Here is a 22,425-nt window from a genome sequence, read left to right as displayed (position 1 = left end):
CAGTACCCCCTTTTCATACTAAGCTTCAGCAGTTTCCTTTTTTTGTTCTTTTAAGTTGATTCTTCTTGGACTATTGGACTTTTGGAAATCTTTTGGCTCTCTTAGCTCCATCATATTTTGTAATTGTCCAGTTTCCTTTAGCTTTTCATAAATCATAATCCATGCACAATCATTTTCATTGCTTACCTCACACTTTTTGTTTTTAGCTCCACCACAAGGTCCGTTAATCAGTCCTTTTGCACACCTGGTTATTGGACAAATAGATGCTGTCCACCCAAGCTCGCATTCACCGCAGGCCCTACAGGCTTCTTCAAACTGTCCCATTCTTTCGATTTCCCCAATAAACATAGTATCTGTTCCAGGAAAAACAGGGACCTTAACAGTCTTCGCTATGGTCTGTGTTCCATCACCACAGGCTAGAGAAAGAACCGCATCGGCTTTGCTAAGCTCTTCTTTCAATTTTTTTAAATCTTTTTTAGTATTTAAAAGATTACACGCAGGACTTAAGACAATTGTGCCTAATACCGCTTTCCCTTCTCCTTCTAAAAAGTCCTTCATTTCCTTTAATTCTTCTTCCCCACCGACTTTACAGACAGTAGCACATTCAGAACATCCAGTGATGACAACATTTTTTCCATTTTCAAGAAACTTAAGAATATCCTCAACAGATTTTTTTTGTGAAATAATCATTTATTAATCCCCCTTTGCACAATGTATCCTAATGAATCTGCTATACCAGCAAAAAACAATTTTTGTCTCTTTGCTGGCCCTTTAGCAGATTCAATATTATTATAAATTATTTTGTTGTTTACAAGCCTTAACTACGTGTTTTGCTAAAATTGATGTAGTAACAGAGCCTACACCTCCTGGTACTGGTGTAATCATAGAAACTTTGTCTTTGACTCCATCAAAATCTACATCTCCACATAAGTTACCTTCATTATCTACATTAATTCCAACATCAATAACTATCGCACCTTCTGCAATCCAGTTTTCCTTAACTAGCCTTGGTACCCCTACACCAACTACAACCACTTCTGCTTGTCTAGCAACTTTAGCAGAATCCTTTGTAAAAATATGACATACAGATATGGTTGCATTCTCATTTAATAATAATATAGCTGTAGGTTTACCAACCACCATAGAAGCCCCAATAATTGCACAGTCTTTTCCTTGCAACTCTACACCGTAGAATTTTAGTATTTCCATTACAGCAGTCGGTGTACATGGAGGAAACCCTGTTTTATCTCCTTCTGTCATCTTTCCAACGTTTACTGGGCTTAAACAGTCTATATCCTTTTCTGGTGCAATAACATACTTAATAACACTTTCGTCTAATTGTTCTGGCAACGGCCTGAAAATGAGTATTCCGTTAACAGCTTTATCTTCATTTAGATTTTGTAATTCTTTAATAAAATCATCTTGAGTAATATCTTCTGGTAGTTCCTTTACTTCTGTCTCCACGCCTACCTTTTTACATCTACCTAGTGCTCCCTTTTCATATGCTAAATCATCCGGTCTAGCTCCTACCCGTACAATTGTCAATTTAGGCTGAATTACTTTCTCTTTTAGAGCTTCAATCTCTAGTACCAGTTCTTCACTAATCTTATCTGCAACTGGTTTTCCTTTAATAACTTGGCTCATTATTTTCCCCCCATTTAGTTAATTTATTTATAATATACACTTTGCTATTTGTGAATAGCCATACCTTAGGAATCTATATCAATAGGTTCTAAACCTTTTATGTATTGTCTTCTAATTATTTTAAAAGAACTGCCTCCACCTGTTTATAAACTTTGTCAGCTATTTTTGTTCCATCTTCAACCAATTGATCTACTTCATCTTTAACTCTAGCAACATAATCTTGATCCTGAATCATACTAATGTTAATAATCACATTCAATTGTCCACTTATTAAAGCTGTTCTCAAACATTGAACCCCAACACCTACATCGCTTATAGCCAGTTTAGAACCCCTATCAACCAACGCCTCATGTAATTTGATTGCTTCATAAGAGGTCCTTACAATTTCAATTGGTACACTGCATGCATTTTTTAACGCCTCTTGTAATACTTTATCTTTTTCTGCTTTTTCTTCTTCTGTATTTGATGGCATCCCATAAGCTCTTGATAATGGTAAAAATTCCTCAGCATCGTCATCTACCATTTTTAAGAAGCACTTTTGGACTTTTTCCGTTTTGTCTAATATTTGTTTTACTTCCTCTTCATATTGCGCATACTTCTTCTTTCCAATAGTTAAGTTACATACCATACCACCTAGAGCAGTTCCCAATGCCCCTACTAAAGCTGCTGCGCCCCCACCTCCGGGGACAGCAGCTTTAGAGGCAAGGACATTAGTAAATTCAACACAGCTTTTATCTACTAACTTCATTGTCCTTCCTCCTACTATGTATTGTTAGAACAACCCAGTGATTACACCTGATTCATCTACATCAATTTTTTCAGCTGATGGCACTTTCGGTAATCCTGGCATTGTCATGATTTCTCCAGTAAGAGCTACGAGGAATCCAGCGCCTGCTGATACTTTTACTTGTCTTACAGTAATGTTAAATCCTTGTGGTCTTCCTAATACATTTTGGTTATCAGTTAAAGAATATTGTGTCTTTGCCATACAAATTGGTAATTTATCAAAACCAAGCTTTGTTAATCTTTCTATTTCCTTTAAAGCCACTGGTGTGAAATCTGCATTATCGGCGCCATAAATTTTCTGTGCTATAGCCTTGATTTTGTCTGCTATTGGCATATCTAAGTCATATGCATATTCTAATTTACTATCTTCTGCAGTTAGTCTTAATACTTCTTTGGCTAATTCTTCTCCGCCTTCTCCACCTTTTGCCCATACTTCAGATAAAGCTACGTTTACACCCAATTCTTGACACTTGCTTTTTACAAGTGCTAATTCTGCTTCAGTATCAAGTGGGAATTTGTTGATTGCTACTACTGCTGGCAATTTAAATACCTTTGTAATGTTTTCTACGTGTTTTAGTAGGTTTGGTAGTCCTTTTTCTAACGCTTCAAGATTCTCTTGATTTAAATCTTGCTTTGCTACACCACCATTGTATTTTAATGCCCTTACAGTCGCAACGATGATTACAGCATCAGGCTTAAGATCTGCCATTCTACATTTGATATCTAGGAACTTTTCTGCACCTAAGTCTGCACCAAATCCAGCTTCCGTTACTACATAGTCCGCAAAATGCATTGCCATCTTTGTAGCAATTACCGAGTTGCAGCCATGAGCGATATTGGCAAATGGTCCACCATGTACAAAAGCTGGTGTTCCTTCTAATGTTTGTACTAAGTTAGGCTTTAGAGCATCCTTCAATAGCGCTGCCATAGCACCATGAGCATTTAATTCACCAGCGGTAACTGGCTTGTCGTCTCTGGTATAGGCTACAATAATTCTACTTAATCTTTCCTTTAAGTCTACGATATCACTAGCCAGACAAAAAGCTGCCATTACTTCAGATGCAACAGTAATATCAAAGCCATCTTCTCTTGGGATACCATTGCCTTTACCACCTAAACCATTTACCATGTTTCTAAGCTGTCGATCATTCATGTCTACAGCTCTACGCCATGTTATTTTTCTACTGTCGATTCCAAGTACATTCCCATGGTTGATATGGTTGTCAAGCATAGCTGCTAATAGGTTGTTCGCTGCACCTATAGCATGAAAGTCACCTGTGAAATGTAGGTTGATATCTTCCATTGGTACTACTTGTGCATAGCCGCCACCAGCTGCTCCTCCCTTTACACCAAATACTGGTCCTAAGGATGGTTCTCTTAAAGCTACGATGGTTTTATTACCAAGTCTAGCTAAAGCATCTGACACGCCTATTGTCGTTGTGGTTTTTCCTTCTCCTGCAGGAGTTGGATTAATAGCAGTAGTCAAAATTAATTTTGCTTTCTTACCGCCATTGCCTTCCTTTAGTAGATTGTAGTCTACTTTAGCTTTGTACTTGCCATAGAGCTCAATGTTTTCCTCAGTCAGATTTAGTTTTTTTGCTATTTCTCTTACGTCCTGTAGTTTCGCCTCTTGAGCGATTTCTATGTCGCTTTTAAAACTCATTATATAACCCCCTTCAATTTATTAGAAATGTTTTTTACTTCCTCTTTTATTTGATGATTAACATCATAGGGCGACAGGTTACTTCTGTCGGAATCTACTATATTGGGGTTGTAATGTATAAAGCCTAAACATTCATCTTCTTCTATATGATTGAGTATAAAACTTTCATCTTTCCGATCTCTTATCTTATTTCCGACAACAAGTATTTTTTTTACCCCTATATCCTCTGCCAGCTTTTTGACCTTTCTATAGGTCTGTAGACTTCTCTCTCCTGGTTCCACTACAACAATAAAGGCATCTACATTTTTTGCTGTTCCTCTACCTAAATGTTCTATTCCTGCCTCCATATCCATAACAATAACATCTTTATTTCCTAATATAAGGTGAGATGTTAAAGTCTTCAACAACACATGTTCTGGACATACACATCCTGAACCACCAGTATCGACTGTACCCATAGTTAAAACCTTTACCCCATTATACTCTTTACAGTATCTTTCAGGGATATCACTAACCTTTGGGTTCATTTTAAACATAGTCCCAAAACTACCGGGTGTAGAAGCGGTTCTTTCTGCAACAAGGCTCTTCATTTCAGAAATTGGAACGATTTCATCTATCAATTCCTTTGGAAACCCCAATGCCAACGCTAAGTTGGCATCAGGATCTGCATCCACTCCTAAAACACTATAACCTTCCTCTGCAAATAGCCTACTAATCATTGCTGCAAATGTTGTTTTACCTACTCCACCTTTACCTGTTATAGCAATTTTCATATCTATCACCTATATTCTTAATTTTTGACTATTTTCTATCTTGTTTAGTTTCTATCGTGTTAGAGGTTTTGTAATTTTTCTTTCAGTTGTATTTTCCTAAAAGCTACTTTAATTATACAATTTCGCTTAATGCAGTTGTTGAAGCATCATCCTCTTGTGCAGTATTCATTGTTGCTAATCCTAATTTTTCTAGATTTTTTCTCTTTTCTTCAATTCTTACTAGCATCATATCTGCTAATTTCAATGAATCTTCATCCATAAAGAATTTAGCTCCAGTCATTTCTTCCACTCTATTCGTTAGTAAATCAACAACTTCAGGAGAACCTGTTACTGGAGGTAATACTCCTAAAAATACATCGATACCGCTTGCCATTACATAATTCCCTATTGCAACAGCTTTTTCTGACATCCATTCTGGCGCAACACCTACTACAGGCAAATCACAGTTATCTACTCCCATAAATTTAGCTGTTTCACTAACTAGTGTTATAATACGACTGATATCAACACAAGATCCCATATGCAGTACTGGTGGAATATCTACAAGCTCACATACTGCCTGTAATCCTTTTCCTGCCAATTTAGCAGCATCTTTACTTGTTAGACCTGCTTTTGCAGCAGCTTGAGCAGCACAACCAGTAGTTACAACAATAACATCATTGGCAATTAATTTCTTCATGACTTCTATGTGTCCATAATCATGTTGGGTCTTAGGATTATTACATCCAACAATTCCTGCTGCTCCTCTTAAGACACCTGCTTTAATAACGTCTGCCAATGGCTTAACTGTTCCCAATGGATCTATTTGAGAGTTTACTACTCTGTCTAATTGTTTAATCACAGCCTCTACTGAGTAACCTACAGTTGCTTGTGCTTTTGTTTTAGGTATAAATATTTTATCCTGCTTTCTGTTTTTAAAATTTTCTATTGCTTCTCTCACGATACCTTTAGCTGATTCTAAAGCTTTTTCTTCATTAAATTCTATATGAGTAGCACCTGTGATCTTAGCTTTTGGCGATGTAGTAATAAATTTAGTATGATAACAATCTGTTATTGGTGTTAGTGATGGAAATATACATTGAACATCAACAATAACAGCTTCTACTACTCCTGTTAACACTGCCAATTCCTGTTGATAAAAGTTTCCAGCAATTTTCACCCCATGTCTCATAGTAACTTCGTTACCTGTACAACACATTCCTGCTAGGTTGATACCTTCCGCTCCTACTTCGTGCGCTAACTTAACCAATTCTGGATCCTGTGACGCCATGACAATCATCTCAGATAAACTTGGTTCATGTCCATGAAGTAATATGTTGATTTGTTTTTCCTCTAAAACACCTAAATTCGCTTCAGTTTCTCTTGGTACTGGTGTCCCAAATAAGATATCGCTAAATTCTGTACCAATCATTGAACCTCCCCACCCATCGGCAAGAGCTGTTCTCATACCCATGTGTATCAAAGATTCAGCATCACTTGTACATCCCATATGTGTAGAATGCATAATGGTTGCTATTTCTCTATCAATTGCTCTAGGTTTAATTTTTAATTTTTCCCATATTTTCTTTCTTGGTTCTGGAGCTCTTTCTAAAAACCTCAAAGTTCCAAAAGGTTTGCCAAATTCGTTTAATGCTATTTCTGCTACTTCATGAGCTATGTCATATATATCTTTACCTTCTGTTTTCACTTCCCATTCTTCTGCTAATCTTAATAACTTTTTCTCATCTTTGATCGTATAATTACCATCTTTACTAGCCAAGTGCATAACATGAGCTATCTCTCTAGCATGGTCAGAATGAGCTGCCGTTCCTGCTGCTATCATTCTTGCAAAATTTCTAGCTACAATTGTGTCGGCTGTAGCGCCACAAATACCTCTTTGAGCACCTTTACCTTCAACTGGACTTACTCTACAAGGACCCATAGCACAAATCCTGCAACATACCCCTTTTTCGCCAAAACCACAAGGTGCTTTCATCGTCACTTTTCTGTCCCACATCGTTTCTACGCCTTCTTGTTTTGCCTTTTGGATTAATTGCTCATCCATAGCATCAAGAGAAACCATTTTAGTATCACTCATTTTTAACTCCCCCTAATTTAAGATTATATTAGTGAACACATAAACTCTAATCAATAATTAGATCGTTATGTGTTTAGCAAATACAATTGTTACTTGATAATCGTTGTTTCTTAATAACGCTTTCGTTTTACTTAGGAATATCGTTATTTATTTAACTATAAATATACGTATTATTCTTATGTAGGAATCTTTATTGTTTTGGTGTCTCGCAGAATTTTTATGTATGTTTATGTGTTAATTACGTATATTTATTCAAGTAAATTATTAATACTATATCATTTATTTTTAAAAACAATATAGATTTTACCGCTACATGCGGCAGTTTTTACTAAAATAACACTAAAGTTTAGAAACATCTTGCGTTGAATAAATTTACGTATGCAAATTAAATACTTTCTACATTTTAACAAGTTTCGATCCCGTAAATCGCATTGATATTTGTTAGTATTTATTAGTATTAGATAATAATTACTAATTACTTGTAAATCCGAGGTCATTTTTGTTAATTTAATATCAATCACATTCAAAAAAAATACAACTGCTATTTTTTAATGCTTTAAATTGTTCTAATATTATGTTTTTCTACTTGTTTTTAGTTTAGCATAGTTTGCTTTTGTTTGCAATTAATATTTTGATTTTTTTCAAAAAAGGCATGGGGAAAAAAGCTGGTTTTTCGAATTGATTCCAACTTTATTGAGATGGGTAATTTCATGGGTTTTGTGTTCATAAAAAAAGCCACAAAGATTTATCCTAACTCTTCAAAGTTAGTTATAACCTTCATGGCTAATATTTCTATTTATTTTTATGACATTTCTATAATATTTTATCAAATATATATCAATAAGTCAATAACTTTGTTTAGCATTTGTTAATATTTCTCCTTGATTTTTCCTTTCAGCTTACGACTTTATTTGTCATAATTTATGCAAATTTGATTTTTTGTCATTTTAATCGATATACAACATATTGCTGCTATAAATCTATATGTCATTTCAAAATAATTGAATTGTTAAAATATTTATGTTGTTTTAATATTGACCAACATATTATTTTGATATATTATTTTGATATAATAAATTTCATCATTTGCTATCCATAACCAGATGACCATAAGTAGACAACCGAAAGTTTGGTTTGTAACTTTCGTGTCAGTCGCTTATACAGGGTGAAATAAAGCAATGATTTATTAGGAGGAAAAAATATATGAGTAAACTGGAGTTCAGGTATCCTATTATGATTTTTGCAAAATGTTCCTGTTTAAATCAAATACCTATTAATGAAATAGATGTATCTGATAAATCAAAAAATCCTCTATCAATACGCTATTCCCTTAAATGTCCTATTTGTGATGCGAAAATTAAACAAACCTTTATTCTGTCGTCTAAGGAAATAGATTTCACCAATTTAATCAACGTATTTAAAGTAATACCTTCTATTAAAGATGAACTGGCAATTATTAAATTTGATACAGTAAAAGGTAAGCTTAAAAATGATGAAATAACATTCTATGGTGAATATTCTCATCTAAGATTTTGGGACAAAGTTATTCAAAAAGATATCATCCAAATACCTTATGTACTTAAGTAGCAAAATATTTCTTTAGTAGATACAATAATAAAAGCTTATTTCGCTTTTATTATTGTACCAACTTACGACCCCTGTGTATTTAAATTTAGATATTGCGCCGTATGTTTACATGAAAATATTACTTAAATACATTTACTAAGTGTTCAAAAACCTCTTTATTACTCTTGATTTTTCCTTCATTTCCTAATACGCATAAGTAGTTTTGGTTCATAACATCTTTTATCAAACTAGATAGTGATTTTATATCTTCTGGTTTCGTCTTTAACACTTCATCTCTTTCATTTTGTAGATCCTCATATTCTATTTTACTAATATAATTTGCTGTAGCTTCTTGACCCTTCATAAAGGGAGTTAGAGGAGCATCCATCTTGCTTATGGTTCCTATAATGTACTTTGTCATTTCTCTTTCATCAGCTGAAAATTGTTGAATATACTGATATGCTTCATCATAAACTTTTAATGTTCTCTCTAAATTAGGATCTCTGTAGGAGGTAAAATATAAATTACCATTTCTACTAAAACCTGCCATGGCACCATAGGCTCCACCTGTAACCCTTACTTTGTTCCATAGATAATTTAAACCGACGATTGTCTTGAGGACCTGTAAATGTCCAGTATAGTTATGTCCTAATTTATTGAAGTTATAAGCTTTAGCTACATATTGAACTTTACTAGAAGTCAATAACCCTTCATTCTTAATAGAATAATCAAATAGATATTGATGTTTTTCAAAAGTTTCATCTTTTATGTACTCCATTAGACTATTAAAAGATTGTTTATATACTTCATAATCCTTCTCTTCTATTGTAACACTGACTAATAAATTATTTTTATTGAAAATCATGCTAGCCACTTTTTGTAGATTGCTTTGTATTTCCTGTAGCTTATTATCAAAATTTCTTTCTAACTCTTCAATAAATTGATAGAACTCAATACCAGTGCATATCTCTTTGTAATGCCCTATTGGTGAGAAATATGAAGTTGCTCTACGAGCGGCAACAATGTGTCCATCTTGTAATATATTCATTTCTAATCTAGATTTTACTTCTCTTATGATTTCTTTTAGACGTTTCACTTCATCATATTTTGATTTCCCTATCATTTCACCAAGTAATTCAAATAACTTAGGTATCTGTTTCACTAATGCACTTGATCTTGCTATCATTTTCGGAAAATATGTTCCGTCATCATCCTTTAATGAATATGCATCTGCTCGAAAATCGATTCCACCAGTATATATATTCATTTCATTTGATAAATCCTCATAACTATACTTTTCTGTGCTGACTTTTCCTAGTGTAAAGCTTAGTAGACTTATATAGGGTATGAGGTTTTGTGGAACAACTGTTGTATCAAATAATAGATTTATATAAGCAATCTCATTGGTGAACATAGGATGATGTAACACAGGTACATTCTCCTCAGTTTTTTCTACTAATGGTATTGTTTCTGCCTTTGCCTCAATGTCCTCTAGAGATATTAGTGGGATTTTTATAAGGTCTTCTGGATCATTAGGGGCTTCTTGATATTTCTTTAGAGCCTCTGTATTCTCAATTAATTTCTGTAAATCTTCTTTAGACAACTTTTCTTTATAATCTGAAAGCTTTTGTTTTACTTCTTCTTCTTTTTCTTGTGCTAAACCTTTCTTAGGTTTAACGATCAATAGAGAACGATGTTGATTTTTTATTAAATGTTTTTCTATTAATTTTTCGAAATAGTTTGTGGTTAAAGCTGTCTTTATCTTTTCTAATGTAGCTGCATAGTTTAAATGAAGTAAAGGACTTTCATTGTAGAGCCAGCTTTCCATGCTCTTCATACAATACATTAATCCTTTAGGATATCTGCCATAATCAGCTTCCCTCAGCTTAAACTCATGAATGTTGATGGCTGCTTCAATTAGTTTTTTATCTATACCTTTCTTCACTAACTGTTGTAACGTATCAAAGACAATCCTTTCAAATCTTTCTTTTTCTTCTTCATTGGTATTTTTCACCACTACGCTTAAAACCGGCTGAAGAATGCTATGGTCATAGGCTCCAAATACATCCTTGCCTAAATCCGCTTCTAATAAAGCCTTCTTTAAAGGCGCTGCTGATGTATCAAGCAATAGATAAGTTAGAATATCAAAGGCTAAATGCAATTCAGGATTTGTAGCCTTACCAACAACAAAGTTTAAACTTAAAAATGTTTTGTTATCTTCACTTTCGTCAGCTGAAACAGAGTATTCCACGGTAGATGCTTTTGGTTCCTTATATGGCTCTTGCAGACTGATTTCTGAATCCACTTGAATTTTTCCAAAATTATCTAAGTACTCCTCATTCATAAGCCTTAAATGTTCCATTATGTCTCCATTACCGTATAGATAAATGTAGCTGTTAGATGGATGATATAATTTTTTATGAAAAGATAAAAATTGTTCCTGTGTTAAATCTGGGATGACTTCTGGATCCCCTCCTGAATCATATTTATAGGTAGTATCAGGAAATAAAGAATCTTGCATTTTTCTAAATAATACTTGTTCTGGAGAAGAAAATGCACCCTTCATTTCATTATACACAACACCTTTATAGGCTATTTCTTCCTCTAAGTTTTCTAACTCATAGTGCCATCCTTCCTGTGCTAATATTTGAGGTTTTTCATAAATATTCGGATAAAAAACCGCATCGAGATAAACATCCATTAAGTTAAGAAAATCTTTATCATTTCTACTAGCTATCGGGTACATCGTTTTATCTGAAAAAGTCATTGCATTTAGAAATGTATTTAAAGAACCTTTCGCCAGTTCTACAAAAGGATCTTTCGCCGGAAATTTTCTAGAACCACATAGAACAGAGTGCTCTAAAATGTGAGGTAAACCAGTACTATCTGTAGGTGGAGTTCTGAAGGTAATTGAAAAAACTTTGTTATCATCGTCATTCTGTATATACAGTAATCCTGCCCCACTTTTTTCATGTTCAAATATTCTTCCAATAGAATTCATTTCTTTAATTTCTTTCTCTTCTAATAATTTGAAACCATTATAGTTTTCCCCTACTTGAAATATCATGTAATTATTACTCCCTTCAATTATAGTAATACTGCTTTTATTGAATTTTTCCCAATTTTTATCATTTACATTCTAAACTTACTTGAATTTCATATGCCTTTATTTAGGTTAGAATTTTGTATCCTCTATGGAGAATGATTATATCCCTTAATATAGACGCCGCTGCAGGAATTACTCCCGAAGCACCTCCAATGATTGTTAAATCTCCTAAACTATCTGATGTATATTTGACACCTTTGTTTTTGCCATCTACGTTATATAAGGGATGATTTTTATCAAGTTTTTCTAATTTCACACCTATCTCTATCTTCTCCTCGGTTTTGACTGTTTTTCCAATAAGCTTATATTTTTTTCCCTCTATGTTGGCTTTCTTTATATCTTCGAGGGTTATCTGACTTATACCTTCAACCTTTATATCCTCTAGTTTTTCATCTGTTTTCATTAATACATTTGTAAGAATTAACAGCTTTGTCGCCGTATCCCATCCATCTACATCTAACGAGGGATCTGTCTCCGCTATGCCTTGCCTTTGTGCTATTTTTAAAGCTTCCTCATAAGATAGTTCTTTTTCTTCCATCTCCTTAAGTATAAAATTTGTTGTTCCATTTAAAAGCCCTTCTATCGAAGTAATTGTAGCTCCTGCTAAATCTATTAACCCTCCATTAATGGTGGGTAGTGCCCCTCCTGTAGTACATCCGATACATAGCTGAACACCTTTTTCCTCTGCTAACTCTGTTAGTTCATGGTATGCCAGTAGTATTGGTCCTTTATTCGCCGTGACCACATGTATTCCCTTGGCTAAGGCTATTTTCATATGAGTTAAAGCTGGCTCTCCAGTATGAATATTGGTTGGAGTCAATTCCACCAAAATATCAATATCACTATTGTCCAATAGATGATCGAGATTTACTCTATCAAATCCACCTACAGGATAAGAGGCTAAATCCGATTTTTCTTCAGAAAACTCTGCTAAATCTTTCAAATCAATTCCTTCTGGGTTATATACCCCACAATTACTCTTTAAAATAAATATTATTTTTAGAGTAATACCCTTTGATATCAAGTATTGTTCTTTTTCAATAAGTAATTTTAAGAATGCCTTCCCAACGCCGCCATAACCTATTATTCCCAAATCCATATTATTTCCTCCTAAAAATTAATCCTCCCACTTATAATTTGCAAAATAGTTTTTGATTATTTTATATTCTTTTTTTAAATCATTCACTAATTCATTCAGCCCGTTACTTTCTTGTTTTTTTCCTTTTTCCTCTAATTGATAAGCAATATGGTTTATGGAATTAATATTTAAGCAAGCTGCAGCGCCTTTCAATTTATGGGCTTTTTTGTAGAGGACAGTAAAATCTTTAGTGTCTGCTGCAATTTTAATATCCTTTAATAATACTATAGAATATTCTTCGTCAATAAAATCCTCTATTAACTCCTTTAATAATTCCTTATCTCCTTCCACATTATCTAATGCACCTTCTATATCTATACATGGTGACTTATACGTTTTTTCCCCTATGATTTCTTCAATAGCATCATAGAGTTTTTTTGTTTCAATTGGTTTTGTTATATAGCCATCCATTCCCATTTGAAAACATTTTTCCTTTTCTCTTTGTATATCACTGGCGGTCATCCCTATGATAGGCGTATGTTTTTTTTGCCATTTGTCTAGCACACGTATCCTTGTGGTAGCTTCCAGACCATCAATTTTAGGTAAATTTAAATCCATTAATATCATATCCAATGCTTGTTTGGTGCAGATTTCAATTGCTTCTTCACCATTAGAAGTTGAGATAACATTCCACCCTTGCTTTTTTAATAAAGCATCTATGATCTTCTGATTAATTTTATCATCCTCTACTAGTAATACAGTTTTAATTTTTTCTTTTGTTGTTTCTATCACTGTCGTCCCCCCTAATCTCTTGATTAAAATACAATCCTTTTGCTTCTATAAATACCAACTCAAATACTAAATAAAACCCTTTCCCAGTATATAGATATAACTTCCAACAAATGTAGATTTTGAATTCCCAAGAAGTTGGTATGCTTGAGCATAGCAACTTCATAAAATAAACATTTTTCATCATCCACTGTCCCATTAATTACTATTAATCTATATGATAAAAAGGCGTTGCATCAATCCTACATTGATGAATAGCGCCTTTTTATTATATAGTAGTATTTTCCCTTCTTATCCTACTGCTTGCATTTCCATCACTTTGACAAAAATCTCAACCAATTCAGGGTCAAATTGTGTACCAGCGCAACGTTTAATCTCTTCAATAGCATGATAGGCATTTCTAGGTTTTTGATATATGCGCCCACGAACCATCACATCGTATGCATCTACTATCGCTAACAATCTTGCAGTAATCGGTATTTCATCTTTTTGTATTCCCAGTGGATATCCCTTACCATTCCACCATTCGTGATGAAATAAAATAGCCTCAGCTATTGGCATAAGTCTGATGGAGGAAGATGCAATCCTATATCCAGTAACAGGATGTTGTTTAATTAATTCTCTTTCTTCTTCAGTTAACGGCAGTATCTTATTTGCTATTTTATTAGATATTGCTATTTTCCCTATATCATGGAACTCTGCTAATAATCTTAGTTCATGTATCACTGTTTCTGAAATATCTAAGTAACTTGCCATCAAAAGAGCTATTTTCTCTACATTTTCCATGTGCTCTTTTGTTTCATTGGTTTTATTAATTAAATTATTCTTCAAAGAGTTAATAATCATTTCATGGGCTTGTTTACTTTGTATTAGTTTATTTTTATACATTCGATTTTCTGCTTCGAATAATAATTTATGTATATTTTCATCTATTTTCTTTTTTGTTATTCTGCCCAAGGCTATGCTGGTATTAATTGAAGTTTCATTTTCTTCTATACATGCATCCATAATTCTAGAGCAAATTTCCTCAGTAGCCTTTTCATCGGTCTTAGGAAGCAAAATAACGAACTCGTCTCCTCCCCATCTAGCTATAATATCTTCAGAACGACAGCTATCCTTTAATTTTTCAGCAATACTAATTAGTAACTTATCACCTTCATTATGGCCAAATACATCGTTAGCTAACTTTAACCCATTTATGTCCCCCATTATTACACTTAATGGTAATTGCCTAGAAGTATCTAACCGTTTTAACTCTTCTTCAAAGTATGCACGGTTATATAGTCCTGTAAGCTTATCATAAAAAGTTAAATATTTGAGTTTTTCTTCTGATTTCTTTCTTTCAGTAATGTCTGTTAGAAGAGTAGATAAATAACCATTTTGTGGACAGCTAATTGTGATGGAAAACCATTTCTGAGCATATTCAAAAAAGTACTCTTTGATATGTATTTCTTTACCATCCACAGCAGCTTCACTAAATATTTCTATATCTGTAAAAAATTTGTTTTGTTTTTGTAAACAAAATACTTCTTTAATACTTTTATTAACAATCTTTTTTCTCTTTATCCCTATTAATTTTTCAAACGCATCGTTAACTTCTAAAAAGACATAATCAATAGGTCTACTTTCCTCATCAAAAATAATTCTATAGTATGCAAACCCATCAAACATATTTTCAAAAATATTTCGATACTTGATTTCATTTTCTTTTGCTTTCTTCTTCATTTGATGAGCATAAGTGATCATTTCAATATTTGCATATAGGTCTCTCTTTCTAAATGGCTTTATCAGATATGCAAATCCCCCTGTCACTTTAGCTTTGCTTAAAGTGTCTTCATCAGATAGTGCCGTTAAATAAATAATCGGTATATCAAAGGATACTCTTATCTTATCAGCAGTTTCAATGCCGTTCATTTCACCATCGATTTCGATATCCATTAGTATTAAATCAGGTTTATGTAAAAAGCAGGAATAGACAGCAGCTTCACCAGAAGCTACCATGTCAATAACATCATATCCTAAACTCATTAAACTCTTTTTTATTGTTTTTGCTGTTATTTGACAATCTTCAACAATAAGAATTCTTATTTTTTCCATATTATCACCTGCCTTTAGAGAATATCCGTAAAATGTCTTAATTAACACACTAATGTATAATTCATTATCATAATATTATCATAATTTTTCTATATATTTCAACAAAACAGTAAATATACCCTAATGAATATTATTATTTGATAACACTTTTATTCTTTAGCTGCATTCTCTTCTATAAATTGTAAATGTAGCCTCTTAGGTTACATTTATGAAAGATTATAACTTATATATATTCAGTTAAAGAGATCCCATAAAGTTAACTGTAACTCTATTGCAAAGTTTGAAGCCTCGTTATTTAAACGAGGCTATTTATGCCATATCAAACATTTAATCGTTTTCCACCGCTCTCCATTCTTTTAAATACCTTCTAAGATCCTTCACTTTTCCTAAAAAAATAAAAACCTTCATATCCATACCCCCATATAACGTTTAAAAAGTCATTAATGCTTGTTCGCTTTTTACTATTATATTCTCTTGTTCTGAAAATATGAACATTTTTAAAATTATAGTTTTGTTATATAGTAAGATAGATTTGCTTTAAAATTACAAATTGTTATTTATAACTATTTTCTCCTTCGGTGTAGTGCTAAGTCTCATTTTATGTTCCATCCTCCCTTAGTTTATCGGTGGTATAATCCTTTTTTCCACTCCATAACCATACCAAACCGAAACCTATAGAAAAAAGTATTATAATGGACGGTGTATAATAATAAGGTAAAAGTGCTCTAGAGGATCCTAAAATCAGTCCAGCAAAAAAATAAGAGATATTACTTTTATGTTTTTCATAAACTTTACTTAAAAGATTTACAAATAAAATAATTCCTAAAATGCTACCTATTCCAAAAATGATTAAATTCAATATTTCCAATTCCTTAATATAAAATAAAATACTATCATAAATCCCTAGAACAATCAACACTGAGCTACCAGGAATCCCTGGAATTATCATGGCTGCGCTAGATAAGGCTCCACCTATTAATAATAAAATCCAACTAACCTTTTCACTTTCCATCATAAGGCCAATTGGTTCTCCTCCCATATAAAATCCTATCAATAATCCCCCTAGTAAAAATAATAGTCTTTTCATATTTATAGTTGGACAACACTTTAAAACCGTCCTAATAGAAGCAATTAAGCATCCCATTAAAAAGGCAGCTGTCTGATCTCTAAAGGATTCAAAAAATAAAGCAAATACCATACCCCCGCCAAAAATACCTACAATGGTTCCTCCAAACAAAGGTAAATACGGCTTTATATTTAATTTCACCAAATCCTTTAACATATTTTCATAAATTCCAAAAATCAAAAATACTGTGCCCCCACTCATACCTGGCAGTACAATAATAAATCCTAGAATAATTCCTTGGATAATCGAATGCATAATTACCTCCATTTAGCTGTATGCTATTAGTTTTTCTCTGGTGTTTCCAGTAGTATATCAAAAATACTTCTCATTATCCTTCGAGTTGAGATATTATCAATATTGGCAAATATTCCAATAGATAGGTTTTTTTCAGGGATCATTCCAAAACTTGATCTAAACCCAATATCACTTCCATCATGACCCAACATAGAAAAATGATTATGCTTACTAATAAACCATCCTAATCCTATTTTTTCTTGTTCTCCCTTCATGCTTGCGACAGGAGTCCACATTTGTTGATAACTAGATTCTTGTAGAATTCTATTTCCGTTAAATATGCCTCTATTCAAATTCATGATTGCCCATTTACTCATATCTACAGCATTAGACGTTAAGGTAGAACTTGGAGCATGAGCACGATGATATGGATAAATCCTGGATTGAACAACTTTCTTTTCTTGATTTTTTGTATGAGGAGCAGCAATTTTTCCATAATGTTTGTCCCTGTATAGCAAAGTGCTGTCCTTCATATCTAACGGTCTTAATATATGTTCATCAACATAAGCCTCAAATTCTTTTTCACTGATAACCTCAATTAAATATCCTAATATTTCATAAGCAATATTACTATATTGAAACTTATTCCCTGGTTGGAATAGCAGACGTAAATCTTCTAAGTTATGGACATATCTGTTAAGAGCCTTCTGATCATATTCTGCTTCTTCCCAACCATAATCTGCACAATCTGGTATGCCAGAAGTATGACTTAATAAGTGTAATATAGTTATATCCTTATGTCTTTTGTCTTTTAAAACAAATCCCGGTATATAGTATATTAATCTCTCATTAATATTAATCTTTCCTTTTTCTACTAATTGCATCATGGCGGTCGCAACAAAAAGTTTTGTAATAGAAGCCATATGAAAAATAGTTCTTTCTGTTATAGGGTCTTTTCCAGCTATATTTATGAAACCAAAGCCTTGTGAATATATAGTTTCATTTTCATTGGTAATAATAATAGAGATCCCCGGTATATCCTGATAAAACATAGCTCTTTTTACATAATCATCTATAGTTTTCTCTAATTTATTCATAAATTTTTATCTCCTCATAATGTATATAGGTAACCAACTACAGAACTTAATTTTGATATGCTAAGGGCTACATTTGCAGCCCATGGGTTTTTGGGCAAAACCGTGTAAATCCGTGTAGGTTAAAATTTAATTATAAAGGCGTATATCTATATTGCTATATTATATTTTATCATATTTAATTTCCATATGATACTACATATAACAATGCATTAATCACGTATAACCTCCATTATACATGCTAAACTATTCTGGAGATTTAATAAATTTTTAAGCATTTGCGTAGATGGAACTTTTCAAAAACATTCTCCATCTGGTTTCCCCATGTTTTAGCTTGCTGAAGCGAATTTGCCATCCATATTTAGAGGAGTATTTTTATACTATCTTTCAAATTTTTTTAATTTTTCTTACATCCTTTTGTTTTTTAGGTTAATATTGCATAACAAAAATATAATAGAATTATAAAATACAGAAGATAATAGTATTAAGGAGGGGTTTCTATGGCAGAAAATAAATTTAAAGAAAAAAATATGGGGCGTACTATAGAAAATCATCAAACTGCAGCATGGACAAATATAGAGGCGTTGAAACCAATTTCTAGAGTACCTATACCAAATGAAAATCAAGTAAAAAATGCAAAGGAATACGTAGATACTAATCAAAAATAATAGAAAAGGGACACTTTAGTGTCCCTTTTCTATTATAGTTTACTCGTACTTCATTTCTGATAATCTTCTATAGGTGTCATACCTATCCTTAGCATTTCTTTCAGCCGCTTCAAACAGTTCTTCAGCTATGTCTGGAAATACATTCATAATTTGTGTGTATCTTATTTCACTTTCAAGAAATCCTTTAAAGGACTCTTTTGGTTCTTTTGAATCTAAAACAAATGGGTTCTTCCCTTGTTCTCTGAGGGTTGGATTAAAGCGATATAAATGCCAATAGCCTGTTTCTACTGCTTTTTTCTCCTGAGCTACGCTGGTACCCATACCAGATTTTATTCCATGGCTAACACAAGGAGCATAACAAATAACTAAGGAAGGTCCTTTGTAGGCTTCTGCCTCAGCAATTGCCTTAATTGTATGGTTCATATTTGCTCCCATTGATACCTGGGCAACATATACATAACCATAACTAGTAGCCATTAACCCTAAATCCTTTTTCCGTATCTTTTTACCCGAAGCTGCAAATTTAGCCACAGCAGCAGTAGGCGTTGCCTTGGAAGATTGTCCTCCTGTATTGGAATAAATTTCTGTATCCATTACAAGTAGATTCACATCTTCTCCAGTAGCGATAACATGATCTAGGCCTCCATAGCCTATATCATAAGCCCAGCCATCTCCACCAATAATCCATATGGATCTTTTAACTAGATAATCCTTCTTTTCTAATATTTCACTAATGATTGGATTATCTTGATGATTATGAGCACTCAGTAGACTCAGTAGTCTTTCAGAAGCTTCTTTTGATTTTTCTCCATTATCGATGGCCTCAAGCCACTGTTTACAGGCATTTTTGCAATCATTGTCCAAATCGCTATTTATAGCTTGGAGCATTAAATCAGCTAATCTTTCTCTAATTTGTTTTGATGCCAGGTACATCCCAAATCCATATTCAGCATTATCCTCAAACAAAGAGTTTGCCCATGAAGGTCCTCTACCATCAGCATTGGTGCTATAACCAATAGACGGAGCACTTGCACCCCATATAGAAGAACACCCTGTTGCGTTAGCAATCATCATTCTATCTCCATATAGTTGTGTAAGCAGTTTAACATAAGCAGTTTCACCACAGCCAGCGCAAGCCCCGTGAAACTCTAATAAGGGACGAGCAAATTGACTTCCTTTTACAGTTTTCTTGTCCATTAGAAAATCTTTTTCTGTAATACTTAAAGCAAATTCCCAATTCTCTTCTTGTCTTTGCGTTTCTTTTTCTGCATCTACCATCACCAATGCTTTTCCCGGTGCTGGACAAACATCAGCACAATTACTGCAACCGGTGCAGTCAAGAGGACTTACTTGGATACGATATTCTAATCCCTCTAATCCTTTTCCAATTGCTTTTTTGGTTTCAAAACTTTGTGGTTTCTTGTTCATTTCTTCTTCATTTAATAGAAAAGGTCGAACAACAGCATGGGGACAAATATAGGCACATTGATTACATTGAATGCATTTATCCGTCTGCCACTGAGGAATCATAACAGCAATCCCTCTTTTTTCATAAGCAGTTGTACCTAGCGGGAATGTACCATCCTCCATTCCTTTAAAAGCACTTACTGGCAGTTCATCTCCTTCATGCCTAGACATTGGTCTTTGAATATTTTTGACAAAGTCTGGTTCATCTTTAATAGGTAGTTTTTCCTCCTGCTGATTACTGCCCCAATTTTGTGGTACATTGACTTTTATTAATCCCTCTACACCTCGATCAACAGCTTCATGGTTCATTTTTACTATTTTATCGCCTTTTTTACCATAAATATTTTCAATAGCTTCTTTCAAATACTTAACAGCATCCTCTATTGGAACAACTTCTGCTAGTTTAAAGAAGGCGGCTTGCATAATCATATTAATTCGATTGCCAAGACCAATTTCCTGTGCAATCCTAACCGCGTCGATTATATAGAAATTAATGTTTTTCTCTGCAATATATTTTTTTACCGCTGAAGGAATTTTATCATCCAACTCCTTCTGGGACCATGGACAGTTTAATACAAAGGTTCCATTCTGTTTTAAGCCCTTTAACAAATCGTAATGATGTAAGTATGCTTTATTATGACATGCAACAAAGTCAGCGTCGTATACTAAATATGGAGACTTAATGGGTTTCTTCCCAAACCTTAAATGAGAAACCGTTGTTCCGCCAGACTTTTTACTGTCGTAGGAAAAGTATCCTTGCGCGTATAGATCCGTTTTATCTCCTATGATTTTGATAGCGGTCTTATTGGCTCCTACTGTTCCATCTGATCCTAATCCCCAGAACTTACATCTTATTGTGCCTTCTGGAGAGGTTTCAATGGTTTCCTCCTCTGGCAAAGAAGTATTGCTAACATCATCTACAATTCCTATTGTAAAATGGTCTTTAGGGTCCTGTTGTTTCAAATTATTGAATACTGCAAGTATCTGCGATGGCCTTGTATCCTTAGATCCTAACCCATATCTTCCACCAATAATAATTGGATTTTCTTTTTGATCATAAAATATATTTCTTACATCTTCATAAAGAGGCTCACCAAAAGCGCCGGGTTCCTTTGTTCTATCTAACACGGCTATTCTTTTAACTGTCTTTGGAAATACCTTGAAAAAGTATTTAGGCGAAAATGGTCTATAAAGCCGTACTTTAATAACCCCTACCTTCTCACCTTTATTCATTAAATAATCTACTGTTTCCTCAATAGTATCACAAACAGAACCCATAGCAATAATAATCCTGTCGGCATCTTCAGCACCATAATAATCGAATGGATGATACTCCCTTCCAGTTATTTTAGTAACTTGTTGCATATAATCTTCTACTATGTCTGATACTGCATCAATATAAGGGTTCGCAGCTTCCCTTCCTTGGAAATAGATATCAGGGTTTTGGGCTGTTCCTCTTGCCACTGGATGTTCTGGGCTTAATGCTCTGTTACGAAATTGTCTGACTGCATCATGATCTAATAATTTACTTAGATCATGATAATCAATGACTTCCACCTTTTGGTATTCATGGGATGTTCTGAAACCATCAAAAAAGTGCAAAAACGGCACTCTTGATTTTATAGCAGCTAGGTGGGCTATTCCGCCTAGGTCCATCACCTCTTGTACACTACTGGCAGCTAGGTGGGCAAAACCAGTTTGTCGAGTTGCCATAATATCTTGATGATCCCCAAATATAGATAATGCGTGGGCTGCTATAGCTCGAGCACTTACGTGGAATACCGCAGGCAGTAATTCACCCACCATTTTATACATATTTGGAATCATCAAAAGTAATCCTTGCGATGCTGTATAGGTTGTAGTCAATGCTCCTCCCTGCAACGAACCATGAACAGCTCCAGCTGCTCCTGCCTCTGATTGCATTTCTACTACCTTTACTGTTTGTCCAAATATATTTTTTTTCCCATGAGCTGCCCATTCATCTACTCCTTCTGCCATAGATGAAGAGGGTGTAATTGGATAAATAGCTGCAACTTCTGTAAAAGCATAGGATACATAAGCTGCTGCTTCGTTGCCATCCATTGTTTTCGTTTTTTTAGTCATAATCTTCCTCCTTTGTATCTATAAATACTTTTCATATCACTAAAAGCATTTCATTATTCAATCCTTAGTATTTTTCTTTTTCTGGAATATCATACACTAGTAGACAACCAAAATTTTAATTTAAATCATTGAACGAATTTCTTCTTTCAGTGAT

15 protein-coding genes are annotated in these 22,425 nt (G+C 33.7%); 2 read left to right on the top strand and 13 right to left on the bottom strand.

All coding sequences use genetic code 11. The annotated features are described in order from the left end of the window. Window positions 1-18 precede the first annotated feature (18 nt). From CHB72_RS20920 to cooS, 6 genes are all read right to left on the bottom strand, one after another. Window positions 19-690, bottom strand: a complete 672-nt coding sequence (locus CHB72_RS20920) for a methylenetetrahydrofolate reductase C-terminal domain-containing protein (protein ID WP_089284829.1) — start codon at window positions 688-690, stop codon at window positions 19-21. 99 nt (window positions 691-789) lie between these two features. Continuing rightward, complete coding sequence (locus CHB72_RS20915) at window positions 790-1,644, bottom strand: bifunctional 5,10-methylenetetrahydrofolate dehydrogenase/5,10-methenyltetrahydrofolate cyclohydrolase (RefSeq protein ID WP_089284828.1); 855 nt, start codon at window positions 1,642-1,644, stop codon at window positions 790-792. 115 nt (window positions 1,645-1,759) lie between these two features. Then, entirely contained in the window at window positions 1,760-2,392 is a 633-nt protein-coding gene (locus CHB72_RS20910) for a cyclodeaminase/cyclohydrolase family protein (protein ID WP_089284827.1), read from the bottom strand. A gap of 24 nt (window positions 2,393-2,416) precedes the next feature. Then, the gene (locus CHB72_RS20905; protein ID WP_089284826.1) at window positions 2,417-4,093 is read right to left on the bottom strand and encodes a formate--tetrahydrofolate ligase; all 1,677 of its coding nucleotides are present in this window, start codon (window positions 4,091-4,093) and stop codon (window positions 2,417-2,419) included. Further along, window positions 4,093-4,866: an ATP-binding protein gene (locus CHB72_RS20900; RefSeq protein ID WP_089284825.1), complete on the bottom strand. Its 774-nt coding sequence runs from the start codon at window positions 4,864-4,866 to the stop codon at window positions 4,093-4,095. The genes CHB72_RS20905 and CHB72_RS20900 overlap by 1 nt, the downstream gene beginning before the upstream one ends. A 112-nt stretch (window positions 4,867-4,978) precedes the next feature. Further along, window positions 4,979-6,943 (bottom strand): anaerobic carbon-monoxide dehydrogenase catalytic subunit, encoded by a 1,965-nt coding sequence (cooS, locus tag CHB72_RS20895; protein WP_089284824.1) that lies wholly within the window; start codon window positions 6,941-6,943, stop codon window positions 4,979-4,981. 1,203 nt (window positions 6,944-8,146) lie between these two features. Between cooS and CHB72_RS20890 the strand changes: the two genes are divergently transcribed. Continuing rightward, a complete protein-coding gene (locus CHB72_RS20890) occupies window positions 8,147-8,530 on the top strand; it encodes a hypothetical protein (protein WP_089284823.1) in 384 nt (127 codons plus the stop codon). Window positions 8,531-8,648: 118 nt separating this feature from the next. Here the strand turns inward: CHB72_RS20890 and CHB72_RS20885 are convergent, their stop codons facing one another. The 6 genes from CHB72_RS20885 to CHB72_RS20855 form a co-directional block, all read right to left on the bottom strand. Continuing rightward, the gene (locus CHB72_RS20885) at window positions 8,649-11,576 is read right to left on the bottom strand and encodes an insulinase family protein (RefSeq protein ID WP_089284822.1); all 2,928 of its coding nucleotides are present in this window, start codon (window positions 11,574-11,576) and stop codon (window positions 8,649-8,651) included. A gap of 103 nt (window positions 11,577-11,679) precedes the next feature. Beyond that, entirely contained in the window at window positions 11,680-12,714 is a 1,035-nt protein-coding gene (locus CHB72_RS20880) for a homoserine dehydrogenase (RefSeq protein WP_089284821.1), read from the bottom strand. Window positions 12,715-12,732: 18 nt separating this feature from the next. Further along, window positions 12,733-13,485 carry a response regulator gene (locus CHB72_RS20875; protein WP_089284820.1) on the bottom strand — a complete coding sequence of 251 codons (753 nt, stop codon included), beginning with the start codon at window positions 13,483-13,485 and terminating at the stop codon, window positions 12,733-12,735. A gap of 288 nt (window positions 13,486-13,773) precedes the next feature. After that, on the bottom strand, window positions 13,774-15,579 hold the full coding sequence (locus CHB72_RS20865; RefSeq protein WP_089284818.1) for a diguanylate cyclase domain-containing protein: 1,806 nt from the start codon (window positions 15,577-15,579) through the stop codon (window positions 13,774-13,776). A gap of 598 nt (window positions 15,580-16,177) precedes the next feature. After that, window positions 16,178-16,960 carry an undecaprenyl phosphate translocase family protein gene (locus CHB72_RS20860; RefSeq protein WP_089284817.1) on the bottom strand — a complete coding sequence of 261 codons (783 nt, stop codon included), beginning with the start codon at window positions 16,958-16,960 and terminating at the stop codon, window positions 16,178-16,180. Window positions 16,961-16,986: 26 nt separating this feature from the next. Next, entirely contained in the window at window positions 16,987-18,036 is a 1,050-nt protein-coding gene (locus CHB72_RS20855) for a serine hydrolase domain-containing protein (protein WP_089284816.1), read from the bottom strand. Window positions 18,037-18,533: 497 nt separating this feature from the next. Between CHB72_RS20855 and CHB72_RS20850 the strand changes: the two genes are divergently transcribed. Further along, window positions 18,534-18,701 carry a CDIF630_02480 family spore surface protein gene (locus tag CHB72_RS20850; RefSeq protein ID WP_089284815.1) on the top strand — a complete coding sequence of 56 codons (168 nt, stop codon included), beginning with the start codon at window positions 18,534-18,536 and terminating at the stop codon, window positions 18,699-18,701. A gap of 39 nt (window positions 18,702-18,740) precedes the next feature. On the opposite strand, the gene nifJ is transcribed toward CHB72_RS20850, so the two are convergent. Continuing rightward, on the bottom strand, window positions 18,741-22,271 hold the full coding sequence (gene nifJ / locus CHB72_RS20845; RefSeq protein ID WP_089284814.1) for a pyruvate:ferredoxin (flavodoxin) oxidoreductase: 3,531 nt from the start codon (window positions 22,269-22,271) through the stop codon (window positions 18,741-18,743). Window positions 22,272-22,425 lie beyond the last annotated feature (154 nt).

The organism is Anaerovirgula multivorans, assembly GCF_900188145.1.
GTDB lineage: Bacteria > Bacillota > Clostridia > Peptostreptococcales > Natronincolaceae > Anaerovirgula > Anaerovirgula multivorans.
The sequence above is the reverse complement of the archived record's forward strand: the minus strand, read 5'-3'. Positions and strand labels throughout refer to the sequence as shown.

What these genes read in the sequence shown, in the direction of transcription:
- CHB72_RS20920 (WP_089284829.1), bottom strand. Translation starts at nt 690, where the DNA reads ATGATTATTTCACAAAAAAAATCTGTTGAGGATATTCTTAAGTTTCTT.
- CHB72_RS20915 (WP_089284828.1), bottom strand. Translation starts at nt 1,644, where the DNA reads ATGAGCCAAGTTATTAAAGGAAAACCAGTTGCAGATAAGATTAGTGAA.
- CHB72_RS20910 (WP_089284827.1), bottom strand. Translation starts at nt 2,392, where the DNA reads ATGAAGTTAGTAGATAAAAGCTGTGTTGAATTTACTAATGTCCTTGCC.
- CHB72_RS20905 (WP_089284826.1), bottom strand. Translation starts at nt 4,093, where the DNA reads ATGAGTTTTAAAAGCGACATAGAAATCGCTCAAGAGGCGAAACTACAG.
- CHB72_RS20900 (WP_089284825.1), bottom strand. Translation starts at nt 4,866, where the DNA reads ATGAAAATTGCTATAACAGGTAAAGGTGGAGTAGGTAAAACAACATTT.
- cooS (WP_089284824.1), bottom strand. Translation starts at nt 6,943, where the DNA reads ATGAGTGATACTAAAATGGTTTCTCTTGATGCTATGGATGAGCAATTA.
- CHB72_RS20890 (WP_089284823.1), top strand. Translation starts at nt 8,147, where the DNA reads ATGAGTAAACTGGAGTTCAGGTATCCTATTATGATTTTTGCAAAATGT.
- CHB72_RS20885 (WP_089284822.1), bottom strand. Translation starts at nt 11,576, where the DNA reads ATGATATTTCAAGTAGGGGAAAACTATAATGGTTTCAAATTATTAGAA.
- CHB72_RS20880 (WP_089284821.1), bottom strand. Translation starts at nt 12,714, where the DNA reads ATGGATTTGGGAATAATAGGTTATGGCGGCGTTGGGAAGGCATTCTTA.
- CHB72_RS20865 (WP_089284818.1), bottom strand. Translation starts at nt 15,579, where the DNA reads ATGGAAAAAATAAGAATTCTTATTGTTGAAGATTGTCAAATAACAGCA.
- CHB72_RS20860 (WP_089284817.1), bottom strand. Translation starts at nt 16,960, where the DNA reads ATGCATTCGATTATCCAAGGAATTATTCTAGGATTTATTATTGTACTG.
- CHB72_RS20855 (WP_089284816.1), bottom strand. Translation starts at nt 18,036, where the DNA reads ATGAATAAATTAGAGAAAACTATAGATGATTATGTAAAAAGAGCTATG.
- CHB72_RS20850 (WP_089284815.1), top strand. Translation starts at nt 18,534, where the DNA reads ATGGCAGAAAATAAATTTAAAGAAAAAAATATGGGGCGTACTATAGAA.
- nifJ (WP_089284814.1), bottom strand. Translation starts at nt 22,271, where the DNA reads ATGACTAAAAAAACGAAAACAATGGATGGCAACGAAGCAGCAGCTTAT.